Source organism: Ruminococcus sp. AF17-12 (assembly GCF_003479245.1).
Taxonomy (GTDB): domain Bacteria; phylum Bacillota; class Clostridia; order Lachnospirales; family Lachnospiraceae; genus Blautia_A; species Blautia_A fusiformis.
In genome coordinates, this window is the sequence record NZ_QUGY01000005.1 from 267,610 (window position 1) to 281,826 (window position 14,217).

At 44.5% G+C, this 14,217-nt stretch carries 11 protein-coding genes; all 11 read right to left on the reverse strand.

All coding sequences use genetic code 11. From position 1 onward, the window contains the following. Positions 1 to 196 precede the first annotated feature (196 nt). Positions 197 to 3,211: a translation factor GTPase family protein gene (locus tag DWW77_RS07795; RefSeq protein WP_118608443.1), complete on the reverse strand. Its 3,015-nt coding sequence runs from the start codon at positions 3,209 to 3,211 to the stop codon at positions 197 to 199. A gap of 84 nt (positions 3,212 to 3,295) precedes the next feature. Continuing rightward, complete coding sequence (locus DWW77_RS07800) at positions 3,296 to 4,165, reverse strand: patatin-like phospholipase family protein (protein ID WP_118608444.1); 870 nt, start codon at positions 4,163 to 4,165, stop codon at positions 3,296 to 3,298. Positions 4,166 to 4,286: 121 nt separating this feature from the next. After that, positions 4,287 to 5,843, reverse strand: a complete 1,557-nt coding sequence (locus DWW77_RS07805; RefSeq protein ID WP_021652255.1) for an ABC-F family ATP-binding cassette domain-containing protein — start codon at positions 5,841 to 5,843, stop codon at positions 4,287 to 4,289. Between the two features lie 222 nt (positions 5,844 to 6,065). Continuing rightward, a complete protein-coding gene (gene bsh, locus DWW77_RS07810; protein ID WP_118608445.1) occupies positions 6,066 to 7,055 on the reverse strand; it encodes a choloylglycine hydrolase in 990 nt (329 codons plus the stop codon). Between the two features lie 17 nt (positions 7,056 to 7,072). Then, the gene (cls, locus tag DWW77_RS07815) at positions 7,073 to 8,629 is read right to left on the reverse strand and encodes a cardiolipin synthase (protein ID WP_118608446.1); all 1,557 of its coding nucleotides are present in this window, start codon (positions 8,627 to 8,629) and stop codon (positions 7,073 to 7,075) included. 397 nt (positions 8,630 to 9,026) lie between these two features. Next, complete coding sequence (locus DWW77_RS07820; protein WP_021652251.1) at positions 9,027 to 9,830, reverse strand: hypothetical protein; 804 nt, start codon at positions 9,828 to 9,830, stop codon at positions 9,027 to 9,029. A gap of 16 nt (positions 9,831 to 9,846) precedes the next feature. Next, positions 9,847 to 10,665 (reverse strand): ImmA/IrrE family metallo-endopeptidase, encoded by an 819-nt coding sequence (locus DWW77_RS07825; protein ID WP_021652250.1) that lies wholly within the window; start codon positions 10,663 to 10,665, stop codon positions 9,847 to 9,849. Beyond that, positions 10,665 to 11,042, reverse strand: a complete 378-nt coding sequence (locus tag DWW77_RS07830; RefSeq protein WP_015527351.1) for a helix-turn-helix domain-containing protein — start codon at positions 11,040 to 11,042, stop codon at positions 10,665 to 10,667. The genes DWW77_RS07825 and DWW77_RS07830 overlap by 1 nt, the downstream gene beginning before the upstream one ends. A gap of 437 nt (positions 11,043 to 11,479) precedes the next feature. After that, positions 11,480 to 13,099, reverse strand: coding sequence for an IS66 family transposase (gene tnpC / locus DWW77_RS07835; protein WP_110102857.1), 1,620 nt, complete (start codon positions 13,097 to 13,099; stop codon positions 11,480 to 11,482). 292 nt (positions 13,100 to 13,391) lie between these two features. Next, on the reverse strand, positions 13,392 to 13,751 hold the full coding sequence (gene tnpB / locus DWW77_RS07840) for an IS66 family insertion sequence element accessory protein TnpB (RefSeq protein ID WP_118368676.1): 360 nt from the start codon (positions 13,749 to 13,751) through the stop codon (positions 13,392 to 13,394). After that, entirely contained in the window at positions 13,741 to 14,127 is a 387-nt protein-coding gene (tnpA, locus tag DWW77_RS07845) for an IS66 family insertion sequence element accessory protein TnpA (RefSeq protein ID WP_059085448.1), read from the reverse strand. Before tnpA ends, tnpB begins: the two co-directional genes overlap by 11 nt. Positions 14,128 to 14,217: the final 90 nt, after the last annotated feature.

The window sequence follows — 14,217 nt, forward strand, 5'->3', positions numbered from 1 at the left end:
TTTTACTTTTCTTTTGTTATCCTGGCGCTTATTGTGCTCTAATGAAAGCTCCCTGCCAGGTTATATATCCAGACAAGGAGCTTCTCACTGAGGATTCTATCCTTATTTTACTACTTTTCCCATTTATTTGCAAAAGAATTCAAAAAGCTTTTTTATTTTTGTGAAATATGCCCACAATGAGGGCATATATTTTTTGTTATAATTCTTCTTTTTTCTTTCTTCCCAGACGGATGTCTTCCATATGAGATTTCAGTTCCGGTGTCATACTGTCAAAGAGATAGGTTTTGCTGTTGTCTCTGCGCTCCTGCCATTCTTCTCTCATCTGCTGTTTTGCGGAAGCGATCTCATCTTTGAATCCGCGCGCTGAGATCCTGGCGGCTCCCTGTCCCATAATGATGATCTGCTCCAGTCCGTCTGATGTGGCAACTGTCACGTTATGCTTCCGTCCAATTTTATGGACAGTGCGTTCAATATACTGGTCTGCAGTTTCCGCTTCTTTTGTATAAACAACATGAATGTTATGATACTGGAAGGTTTCCTCCGGATGGCCCTCTACACGGTAGGCATCAAATACCAGGATCAGGATGCAGCCCTTGATCCCCTGATAATCGCTTAATATATCCATTAACCTGGACTGTGCCGCATGAAAGTCTGCCTGTGCCAGATCTCTTAAATCCTCCCAGGCAAATATGATATTGCAGCCGTCCACCAGCAGATAGTCCTCTCTGTGGATGGCCGGACTGCTGTTTCTCCAGGCGCCGTGACCGGTTTTTGCCGGAAGGCCGGAATCTGCTGCACCTTTGCCTCCCTTCCCGGAAAAGCTGCTTCCGCTTTCCGAATTTCCGAAGCTTCGGCTGTTATTGCTGTATTTCTTTGAGCTCACCGGACCAAAGGTTTTCTCAAAGATTGCCTTCAGTTCTTTTTCCTCTTCGTAGCTTCCATACATGGAGGTATATTTTCCACGGCCGGCATTGGCTGTTCTGTGATCCGGACTGTTTTTGGCTGTTCCCTGAACTGCACGCACTCCTGCAAAGCTGTTGTCGGAATCCTCATAGGCATCATTACTGTCCGGAAGCTGAGCTCCTTCCAGATGCATATATTCTTCTACCTCATACCAGGGAACCACGAAGCCTGCTCCATGGGCACAGAATACAGAGCCTGTAGGATTCTCAAGATCTCTCTCGGAATCATATCCGATCTCCTCTGCGATCTGCTCCTGATCCTGACAGGGTTCATAGCCCTTCAGAGTACAGGTCAGATGACCTCTGCCTCTTGTGTAGGAAACTACCTGGCTCTGATAATCCCTCATTTTTGCCACCGGCGCACTTCCTGTGATCACCGACAGCTCTCCCTGGGTTTCCGGCCCCTGAAAGGTTCCCTGCATCCTCTGGATATCCGTCATGGCACGTCCTACATTTTCTGCCGGAACCTCAAGTCGGAAGCTGTAATAGGGTTCCAGAAGAACTGTCTCCGCTTTCTTGAGGCCCTGGCGCACAGCACGGTAGGTCGCCTGCCGGAAATCTCCACCTTCCGTATGCTTCTGATGTGCCCGCCCGGTGAGAAGTGTGATCTGCATATCGGTGATGGGTGATCCGGTAAGGACTCCCAGATGCTCTTTTTCCTCCAGATGTGTCAGGATCAGCCGCTGCCAGTTCCGATCCAGCTGATCTTCATTTGCCGCAGTAAAAAACTGCAGTCCGCTTCCTCTCTCTCCCGGTTCCAGAAGAAGATGCACCTCTGCATAATGACGAAGCGGTTCAAAATGTCCCACGCCTTCCACCGGTGCGGCAATGGTTTCTTTGTATACGATATTACCGGTCCCAAATTCTACTGCCACATGAAAACGCTCCCAGATCAGATGCTTCAGGATCTCGATCTGTACCTCGCCCATCAGCATGGCGTGGATCTCTCCCAGCTGCTCATCCCACATGATATGAAGCTGCGGTTCTTCCTCCTCCAGCTCCTTCAGGCTTTTCAGCATCCTGTGGGCGTCACAGCCCTCCGGAAGGATGATCTGATAATTCAGTACCGGTTCCAGCACCGGCATGGCAGAATCCGCCTCAATGCCAAGCCCCTCTCCCGGATATGTTTCGGTAAGACCTGTAACTGCACAGACGGTTCCTGCCTCTGCCTCTTTGAGCATTTCAAATTTTGCACCGGAATAGATACGGATCTGATCTGCCTTTTCCTCCCAGATCTCCTCTGCCGGAATACCATTTCTTCCTGCATTGGTCAGCGTCTCCTTAACCTTCAGGCTGCCGCCGGTGATCTTCATATAAGTGAGACGGTTTCCCTGCTCATCTCTGGCGATCTTAAAGATCCTGGCTCCGAATTCTGCGGGATAGGACGGTACTGCCATGTAGGTCTCCATTCCATGGATAAAAGCATCTACGCCTTCCATCTTCAGGGCAGATCCAAAGAAGCAGGGAAAAAGCTTTCGCTCCAGGATCAGCTCTGCCACGTCCTTTTTTGCGATCGTTCCTGTTTCCAGGAAGCTTTCCAGAAGGTTCTCCTCACACATGGCGATATTTTCCAGAAAATCATCCGTTCCATTTATTTTATCAGAAGTGCCCTGCGTTCCGGATATATTCTCTTTTTCTGCTTCACTGGCGTTGTCTTTCAGCTGTATTCCTTCAGCTGACGGATATTTCCCGGAGTTATCCACAGGATTCTCCTTTTTCCCTGCTGCTTCTGCACCGGAGCATTCCAGTTCTCCACTAAAATCCACACAGCATCCGCTTAATTTCTTCTTCAGCTCCTCAAGAAGTCTTTCCCTGTCTGTTCCTTCCTGATCCATTTTATTTACAAAAAGAAATGTTGGGATCTTATACTGTGTCAGCAGTCTCCACAATGTCTGTGTATGCCCTTGCACACCATCTGCTCCGTTGATCACCAGGATCGCATAATCCAGCACCTGCAGGGTACGCTCCATCTCAGCAGAAAAATCCACATGCCCCGGTGTATCCAGAAGTGTCACTTCCATATCCCCCATGGAAAAAACTGCCTGCTTTGAAAAAATGGTGATTCCTCTCTCCCTCTCAAGCTCATAGGTATCCAGATACGCATCCTTGTGATCGACTCTTCCGATTTTCCGGATCCTTCCGCATTTAAAAAGCAGGCCTTCCGATAATGTCGTCTTTCCTGCATCCACATGGGCAAGCACGCCCAGGCTTATATGTCTGTGTTTTATATTCTGAGGTTTTTCTCCCATTGAAAATACCCCTTTCTGTTGTAATGATATCCAATATCATAACATAGAAAGGGGTATAAGTCGAATTTTGTTTCGGTCTGTGATTCAGGAATCCAGGTAGGCTTTCAGCTTCTCCAGATCCTTTTTCATATCTGCTCTTCCTGTCTGGTAGATCCGCTCCAGATTGCTCTCATCACGCTCGATCATCGCCGCCTGGATGGGACTGCTCGGACGGATGATATGAATGCGCCCCTCTTTTTCCAGAGAAGCCAGTTCCTCCAGTGTTTCATTATAATGGATATGCCGTTCCTCCAGATCCTTCAGAAAAGCCGGATATTTATGTAATACTGCTTTCAGAAAAAGCTGCATCTTCGGGTTTGCTTTTTTTCGGTACTTCACATCTCTGGTAAGCACCACTACGTTTTTTTCGTATCCCCGGGAAAGCATCCACTTAACAGGGATCGGATCAGACACACCACCATCCAGAAGTCTCTTTCCCCCAAGCTTCACCGGTCGGGAAGCTACCGGGATCGATGCCGACGCACGCATCCATTCAATATCCTCCACATCTCCGTTGGGACATTCATGATACACCGGTTTTCCTGTATCCAGGTCCGTACACACCACTGTAAATTTCATGGGATTTTCTGCGTAGGTCTGACGGTCAAAAATATCCAGCTTCCAGGGCAGTTCATAATATCCGAATTCCCGGCTGTATACATCTCCTGTGGTGATCCAGTTCCGGATGCTTGCAAGTCTTTTATCCTTGCAGTACTTTTTGTTATAGCGAAGAACTCTTCCGATCTGCCTGGACTTATAATTGCATCCAAAAACAGCTCCAGCCGATACGCCCACCGCACTGTCCGCATAAATCTCATTTTCCATCAGAACATCGATCACGCCGGCTGTATACAAACCTCGCATACCGCCGCCCTCCATAACGATACTGAATTTTTTCAATTGTGTTTCTTCCATTTATTTGTCCTCTGTATTCTGTCTGGCAGACTCTGCTGCCCTTATGCTGTCATCTTTATGTCCCATTTATTGTACTTTTTGAATTATATCGGTCTTTTCTGCCATATATCTATATCCATTATCAGAATATCTTGGTTGTCCACTTGCTCATATCCCAGACTTCATTTACCACATCCTGGTAAAATTCCGGTTCATGGCAGATGAGAAGAATACTTCCGCGGTATTCCCGGAGAGCTTTTTTCAGCTCGTCTTTTGCATCTACATCCAGATGATTGGTAGGCTCGTCCAGAAGAAGAATATTGGTGTCACGGTTCACCAGCTTGCAAAGACGCACTTTTGCCTGCTCACCACCGCTTAAAACTCGTACCTGGCTCTCAATATGCTTGGTCGTCAGGCCGCATTTTGCCAGTGCGGAACGCACTTCATACTGGGAAAATGACGGAAATTCCTGCCAGAGCTCTTCGATACAGGTAGTTCGATTCTCACCTTTAACTTCCTGCTCAAAATATCCGATCTCAAGGTTCTCGCCCTGCTCCACACTTCCGGAAAGAGGCTTGATCAGTCCAAGAAGGCTTCGAAGAAGTGTTGTTTTTCCTATTCCATTGGTTCCCACCAGTGCGATCTTCTGTCCTCGCTCCATAGTAAAATTCAGTGGCTTGGAAAGCGGCTCATCATAACCGATCACAAGGTCATGTGTCTCAAAAAGCATCTTTCCTGGTGTTCGGCCATAACGGAATTTGAACTCCGGCTTCGGCTTCTCTGCTGCCAGCTCGATCACATCCATCTTGTCCAGCTTTTTCTGGCGGGACATAGCCATGTTTCTTGTGGAAACACGGGCCTTATTCCTTGCTACAAAATCCTTCAGCTCACTGATCTCCTGCTGCTGTTTGCGGTAAGCAGCCTCCAGCTGTGCCTTCTTGACCGCATAGACCTCCTGGAAATGATCGTAATCTCCTACATAACGGTTCAGTTCCTGATTTTCCATATGATAGATAATGTTAACTACAGAATTCAGGAAGGGAATATCGTGGGAAATAAGGATAAAGGCATTCTCATAATCCAGAAGATATCTTTTCAGCCATGCAATATGCTCCTCATCCAGATAGTTGGTAGGCTCATCCAGAAGCAGGATGTCAGGCTTCTCAAGAAGAAGCTTCGCAAGAAGTACCTTGGTTCTCTGTCCGCCGCTTAGATCCGTAACATCACGGTCAAGCCCCAGATCCAGAAGGCCCAGAGCTCTGGCAACCTCCTCCACTTTGGCATCGATCGCATAAAAATCATGAAGTGTCAGTTCGTCCTGGATCGTTCCAAGCTCTTCCATCAGACCATCCATCTCGTCAGGATCTGCAGTTCCCAGCTTGTCGCAGATCTCGTTCATCCGTTCTTCTTTTTTGAGGAGAGGATCAAAAGCGGATTTCAGCACCTGGCCGATGGTCATCCCCTTTTCCAGAACTGCATGCTGATCCAGATAGCCTGCGTGGACATTTTTTGCCCACTCTACCTTGCCCTCATCCGGCATCAGTTTTCCGGTCACGATACTCATAAATGTGGACTTTCCTTCGCCATTAGCGCCTACAAGTCCGATGTGTTCTCCCTTAAGAAGCCGGAAAGATACATCTTCGAAAATCGCTCTGTCTCCAAACCCGTGGGTCAGGTGTTCTACATTTAAAATACTCATTTGTTATATTCCTTTATCATTGTGGTTTTTCTGTTTTCCCGGAAGGGATTTTTAATAATGCTATAGTATTATACTTGATATTTTTCTCTGCTGTAAAGTCAAATCTCTGTATACACTACGATCGGCTGACTGGCAGCTTTTTGTATTACCGGTTAAGCTGCTGAATACTATTGAATAATTTTCCATCTTCCTACCTCATTATCTTCTGTAAAAATCCTGTTCTTATTTATTATGCCATCGGATCTCACCGTTTAATATGATCGGATAACGGATCAGCTTGTCTGAATCAAGGTTTTCCGCATACATATCTACTGCGGTTATCTGGTGATTATCATAAGTGGTATAATAATAGATTCCCTTTGTCGTGTTGCAGCATGAAGTATAGATCGTGATCTCATATGCGCCCTCTGATACCTCACAGCATCCCCGCTGCTGATCAACAGAGCCTAAAATATGGAAAAACTGGCTGACACTTTCGTTTTCCCCATCTCCGGATATTGCGTTTAATTTTGTGAATGCAACCTTTACAAATCTTGACTGGCTTGAAAGATCTCCCGGAATTCCCATTCCGCCCATTCCTCTGCTGTATGGATCCAACTCCAGCACTCCTGCAAATGTACTTTCCGGCTGCTTTCTGGATACACCCGCATAATTGTTAAGTGCAAACATCTGACCGGGGAATGGAGGATTATTTGTAAGTACGCCAACAGGATCGTCATAGATGTGCATTCCGTCTTTCATGGATTCTACAACGATGCATTCCTCCTTGTCTGCGATCATCCAGTGAAGCTGTGCCGTTGGAAGCTGTCCACTGAAGGGTGTTCCCATAAGCTTCATATTGGAAAGCATCCTCCTTGCTTCAGCCACCGAAGCACACTGGGTAAGGATCCATGGAATAAATTCATATTGCGCCACCTGGACAAGATCCTTATCTGCCTCTGTCGCTTCCTCTGCATATGCCGCATTCCCCACAAAGTTAAGTCCTGCCATACCTAGTCCCTTTTCATTAGCCGCATCATAATAAAGCGGATAATCTCCTGCTATAAACGCCATTCCTATGAAAGCATAATGTGTTTTTGCTTTTCCTGCATATCGGAAATCGAACTCATAATTTCTTGGGGTTATGGTCACCTCTTCCCCATAGGAAAACTCATAGTCAAGAGTTCTTCCCATATAAAAATCCTTTGTCTGATACGTTGCTGCTGTACACATAGATCTACACCTCTTCCTTACAATAATCCTGCAAACAATCTCATGAAAAGCTGTCCCAGACGAAGATATGCACTGCGTCCTGTACGGTATTGTTCTGTTACTTCCCGACATTCCTTCATTGTTTCTTCCAGGTCATTTCTTATGGATAACACAGCCGGACTGTCTGCCATAAAGCATCCGTTTTCAAAATGATGATAAAGACTTCTGTAATCCAGATTTATGGTTCCGCAGGTTGCCATACAGTCATCTGCCACGCTCATCTTGGCGTGACAGAAGCCAGGTGTCCACTCGTAGATCCGCACTCCATTTTTAACCAGTCCATGATAAAAGGAACGTGTAACACTGTAAATCATTTTTTTATCCGGGATTCCCGGTGTAATGATCCTGACATCAATCCCCCGCTTTGCAGCAAGACACAGCGCATGTGTCATTTCATCCGTAATGATCAGATATGGCGTTATAAACCAGCAGTATTTTTCAGCTTTGTTGACCATGCTGATATAAACTTCCTCTCCTACCTGTTCATCATCCATTGGACTATCTGCATAAGGCTGTACAAATCCGTTCTGAGCTGCCTTATATTCTGATCTTATAAAATATTTGCTGAAATCCTCATTATTATTCCTGTCATTGGCTGCATTCCACATTTCAAGGAATGTTGCTGTCAGCGACTGAACTGCATCGCCTTCAAGACGGATCCCGGTATCCTTCCATTGTCCGTAAGGATTGGTGTAATTAAAATATTCATTTGCCAGATTATAGCCGCCTGTGAAAGCTACTTTTCCATCGATCACGGTTATTTTTCGATGATCACGGTTGTTCAGAAATACATTCAGACCCGGCATAAACGGATTAAATACCCGGCAGTGGATTCCGATCTGCTCCATCTTTTTTACAAAATCCGTATTAATAAAGCCAATAGAGCCCATATCATCATAAAATACTCGCACTTCCACGCCTGCCTGTACACGCTCCTCCAGCACTTTCTGGATCTTTTTCCAGGCCTCTGCATCTTCTATCGCATGGTATTCCATAAAAATAAACTTTTCAGCCTTTGACAGTGCTGATAACTGTGCTTCTAATCCCTTTACCGCCTCATCATAATAAACAATATCCGTATTCTGGTATACGGGATAACCTGCATTTTTCCAAATATACTCACTGATATTTCCTGCTTTGGGGATTTTGTTTTTGATATTTTCCAGTTTTTCCCGATTGTCCGGCAGAAGCGGCAGAAGCTTTCTGTCGATATCCGCATATCGTTCTCGCATTTTACGGGTTCCGCCATTTAATCCGATCAGCAGATACAGTGCTACACCCATGATTGGAAACACAAGTATCAGAATGATCCACGGCATTTTCATGGAAGAGGTCTGATCGGATGCATATAGTGCCAGAACCAGAATTCCTGCAAAGACTCTGGTCAGCAGATTAACGATCTCCGCATATTCATTCAGCCTTGTGATCACGATAATGATAAAAGCTGCTTCCAATAAAATACAAAGCACCGAAAAGCATAATCGAATGACACCGTTTTTCGTTTTTGCTCTGCCCTCCAGTGTATCCTGCCTCATAAAACCGCCCCTTTCTGCATTGAATGAGAATTTTCTGTTGTGCGTAAGCCTAACTGAATATTCCTGTTGCGTAATAAAATCAACAATTATCGTCTATACTACAAACAGCGGAGCTCTGACCTGATGATTCCTTGTCCACTGTAATAAAAAATGAAATAAGAAGAAAGCCCTGGAAGCTGCAACTTCGAGGGCTTTTGATTTTTTTGTTATAAACACTTTAATTCTTTTTTGCCTGCGAGCATTATAGCATATGAGATTTTTCTTCGCAATATACTCTGTATACTTTTTAAGATGTTTCTGTTTTTACTGAACTCTTTGCTTCTATCATTGCAATAACTTTCTCCGCTGGTTTCCCAACTAGACATGTGATTGTTGGTATTCTTTAACCTGTTTTCACTTACCGCTTGTACCGCAACATACCATTTTTCAATTCAATAAATTTTCCGTTAAAGATTTCCTGCAACACCTGTCTGCATGGTATCCGTTGCAATCTTCTAACCTCAGACGCTTCCATTACTCGGAAAGTAGTTTGGTGATGATCTTGATAAAATGCAATGAGCGATTCAATATACGGCTCAGCATCTTCAAACGTCCAGTTTGCTTCCTCCTTCAAACGCGAGAATACCGATACCAGACTAATACATCGAACATCTTCAAAATTTGTAGCGCCATTCCGAGCATTTCGGTCATCGGAGCAGAACACATAAATCTGCTCCCCAAGCATCACCGACAAGACCTGCAACAGCACAAAAGACTTGATTTCTCCAAGATTATTTTTCTTGCCCACTTCGATATCGAGTCGTTCAAGCTCTTTCAAATAATCCTCTCTCGATATCGCCGTGTAATCAGCATCTTCCAATGCTCGATAATGTTCCGAAAAGTAATCTTTAGAAAAAACATCACAGGCCAATTTTAACATCTGTGTATAAGTCGCACACGCCAGCGGCCCTCGTACATGTGACAGGCTTTCAAGAATTTCTTGATCTGTGTAGCTTTTTATCTTTTGCGCGCCAATCTTTTCGCTCAACCAGATTGGCGCATCAGCATTATACCGATTAAGTTCTGTTACGATTTGCGCATGACAAAAGAACACATATTCCGGCAATTCCATGACCCGGTCAATCAAATGATTATCGCCGCCATCTTGAACAGAGTGCGTTTTGGAAATGAAATCGGTATCTAGCAGTGCATATTTTTTCACTTCGCTTTGACACCCCTCAATCCAAACCGTACTCTTTTTTCAGTTGAGTAATGTAAGCCACATCGTCATTTTCTCTGGATTCTGTCAGATACTCATGCTGTCTGTTATACTCAACTTTCTCAAGGAGTGTGCCAAAAGATTCTGTTCCCCTGCCATCAAGCTGCCAGCGCTTTGCCTTACCTATCAGTGATGCCCTTTTCATTACATTCGCAGAACTTATCTCCAGCAGCTTTTCAGCCTGCTGGTGGGATATGTTTCCACTTTCAAACAAGCGCAGTACAACTGCCTTGTAGGGCATAGCAAACATATCCATAAGTATCAAAACGGAATCTACCGAAACCAAATCTTTATCAATTCCATACAGTAGAATTTGCTCATGGAGAAGTTGATCCGGCATCAAAAGCAGACCTGCGAAGGCATTAGCTTCCAAGTCCTCCTGTGTTCTTCCTGTTTCATCACCTGTTGCCGAATCCAGCATAGAACCATTTTTTATATAGCTCTGGTCTGCATTTTCTACATAACAGTAGATATGGTACAATTCATGCGACGCAGCGAAAAACTGCTTACATAGTGGAAGTGCCGTATTTACGCACACAAAAATCGTATCCTGCTTCAAAAAAGTCAATGCCCATAATTCATCATCATGAATTGGAAAACGAAGCAGTTCCAGTGCAATTTCTTTCTTTCTTGCATAGTTCTGTATAACAGCAAAAATATTATCTTTGATAATAGAATTACCGACATACTCTGCCGAAAACTGCCTGACAACAGATTGAATTTCATCAAATTTCCTGTTTTGGCTTACAAAAAGGCTATCTTTCAGAACATTGTTCATCACTTATCCTCCCAGAGCTGCTCCATCTTTTTGCCATTCTCGCATGCCCTAGTGTGGAACAGAATCATGTCGGACAGTTCATCCGCAAGCCGGATTCCCTTTCTTGCTTCTTCTGTTTTAACACGCCCCATAAACGCATGAATCACATTCGTATCCATCGGCTTTTCTGGCATCTTCATCAGAGAATCCATCGACACATGCAGATATTCAGAAATCTTATGAAGTTCAATCGCATTGATTGCTCTTGCACCATTCATAATTTTGCTCATTGTCTGTTTGGAGACTCCAATTCCTTCTGCCAGATCAACCTGCTTTTTGTTTTCTTTTTTCAGTTCAGCCTGAATGTTGTTTGCAATTATCATATTTACATCCAGCATATAATCGCCTCCTGTTCTTGTACTTATATTATACGCTCTTTCACATAGAATATCAATTATTTAGAGACTGATCTTAGTTTTTAATTTATTTTGTCGCTATTTTAGTTACAAGTCATCGCTAACCTTCAGAAGAGTGGTTTACACTAACGCTATAAACCTGTATTTTCCTCATTCAAAAGACCTTCTACAACCTCAACAGAGAGATTTCTATGATAGAACAGCTCATTGCCGAAGCAACAAAATTTGATTTCAAAGTTGCTCTCAAAACGAATCCACCAAAAAACCGGTTAAAAAACACCCCATTGCTTTTCCAACGAGGCTTGTAATTGTTGCAGGTCGACAAAATGCTTGTTTCTACACCCCTTGACCTTTCTTTCGTATACGGTAAACTATCCGTACTGCTCTAACTTTAAGCCGCCGTTTCCGGCGGCAAGGTTTTAAATATTAGTTGCTTTTGTTTTGCTCCGGCATATTGCTGGAAGTTTTTCAGACCATGGCAGGATATCATTTATAAAACTATATTCCCTGTCATCCTGGTGGTCCTTCAATACAGTCAGGACATGTTCAAGATACCGAAAAGGATTCAGATTGTTAGCTTTTGCCGTTTCTGTGATGCTGTAGATAATAGCACTGGCATTTGCGCCATCCAGACTGTCGATCAGCTTCCATGTATGCTTATGGAGACAAAAGCTACGCAGAGCACTTTCTGTCGCATTGTTATCCATAGGAATATCACCGTCTTCCAGAAAGGCTTTCAGAGAAACTTCCTGATTGATACAGTAGTTGATCCCATCCAGAGTCTTTCCTCTGGAAAGCTGATTTTTAATCTGGATCTCTTTTGCCCATGCAAAGAAGGCCTCTACAAGAGGTCTGATATTGGCCTGACGGTACATCTTTCTGACTTTTGCAGGCTGTCCCTCCATCTGGTTGTCCAGATGATAGATTGCTGCGATCCGGCTGACTGCTTCGTAAGCTACAGTCTCTTTCGCATTTTTCTGTGCTGCTTTCGGCAGGGCTTTCAATGCCTCCGCAAACCTGCGCCTTGCATGTGACCAGCAGCCGGCAAAGACGATGTCTGGATTTTCCCTGTCCAGCTTCCTGTATGCAGAGTAACCGTCGCATACTACGATCCCTTTAAAATCCTTCAGGAATTCTTCCGGATGGTCCGCTTTTCGGGTTCGCTGGTATTCATACAGGATGATCGGAGTATCCGCATAACTCTTTCCGGTCCGATAGATCCACATGTAACTTTTACTGTTTACCGGCCGTCCATCCTTAGTGACCATGACTGGAGTCTCATCAGCCTGAAGTACATGAAACTGATACATCTCCTTATGGAGCCGGTCATAAAGGATTCCCAGATACCTGTCCGCACACTGGATCATCCAGTTTACCATGACCTGTCTGGAGATATGGATGTCATTCCGCAGGAATTCCTGGCTGATCCTGTAAAGAGGAAGCCCGTTTACGTACTTGGCATTCATGATGCTTGCCGCAAGTGACGGAGTGAGCAGGCTGTTACGGAGCAGATTCTTCGGACGGTCCGCTTTTATGATTGTCTGGTTGTCCTTACCAGCGTAGACTGCCACATGATGTTCTTCAACAGTATAGACTGCCGGCTGCACACGTACCCTTTTATATATCTCGTCTGGAAGCTGTTTCCATCCATCTGTGCCAAAGACATCCTGGAGTTTTTCTTCTGACAGGGTATGGACGATCACTTCAATCGGAAGATCTTTTAGAGCTGCCTCCCGTTTTCCTTTATTTTTACGACGCGGCTGTATCACATCTTCCTCAACAGGCTCAACTACATACAGTGTTTCCGTAAGTGCTTCAGCCTCATTAAATATAAGCTCCAGTTCCAGCTGTCCGGAGATCGTTTCCAGTTTTTCGGAAGAACGGCCGTAACGCTTATTGTTTGCGTCAGCGATCTGCTCGATCAGGCGCTCCATGTTTGTATTCAGCTGGTGAATCTGATCCTGCATGGACAGGATGACTGCCATAAGTGTTTCCCTGCTGAAATTATTCAGTTCTTCTTCTGTATATACTTTTGCCATGGATGCCGTTCTCCTTTACCTGATGTTCCTATTGTAACGCAAAGATAAAGAAAAAGCGAATCAGGCAGACAGGGTATTCGTCATTTTTACTAATAGATGAATACTATGAAAAACTCAAAAAACTATTAGTTTTTCGGGCTTTTCAGAGTACTTATCCACAAGCCCTGCAAAGGGGCCTGAAAGTACTCCTGAATAAATGAAGGCAGCGGAATTATGAAAAGTGGATAACTCTTTTTCGGGACTTATGATGATTGGAAGATGTTTTTTTATTTTCTCTGTTTTGCACAGGATCTTATAAGATCTTATCCGGTCTGACTTCCTGGATCGGATGGCGTGCAACAATTTCCAGTCCCTGCATGAGATATTGGTACTGCTCTGGGGTGATCTCCAATGCTTCTTCTTTTGTGCGGGGCCAGTTGAATGCACCCAACTCCAGTTTTTTGTATAGAAGCAGGAAGCCGTCGCCTTCCCAGACCAGCCCTTTGATGCGGTCAGTACGTCTTCCGCAGAACAGGAACAGAATATCTTTTTGATACGGATCCAGCTGAAAATTGAACTTGATAATGGATGCAAGCCCCTCCATACCACGTCTCAGATCTGTGTAGCCGGTAGCGAGATAGATCCTGCGGAACCCGGAAGCATCATTCAGCATGAAAGATATCTCCGATACGTGACAGGAGTTCTGCTGAAACGGAATTGGATATCTCTACAGAGACCGGTCCTTTTCGGAGGATGATATCCGGATGGAATCCATTTCTGACAGACTCCTGTTTTATTGGAATGCTGATCTCTGCGAACGAAATCTTTTGTGGGCTGGTTTCATCTGCCGGGTCTGTGATAACCGAAAGGTCCTTTGATGTCGAAGCAGCAAAAGCTTCTTTTCTGAGAATCCTTTGCCAGTAAAAGAATTGTTTGTCTGAGATCCCATTAGCCCGGCACCATTCAGTTTTATTCATACCGCTGTTCAAACATTCATTCATGATCTGGGTCCAATGTTCAATGCGGACCTGACGTGTGATCTTATCCATAAGATCCTCCTTTAAAAAACTTTTAGTTTTACAAAGGGATTATCTCATGGTTTTAGGTGAAAAGCACGGTACTAACTATTTACCGTATAC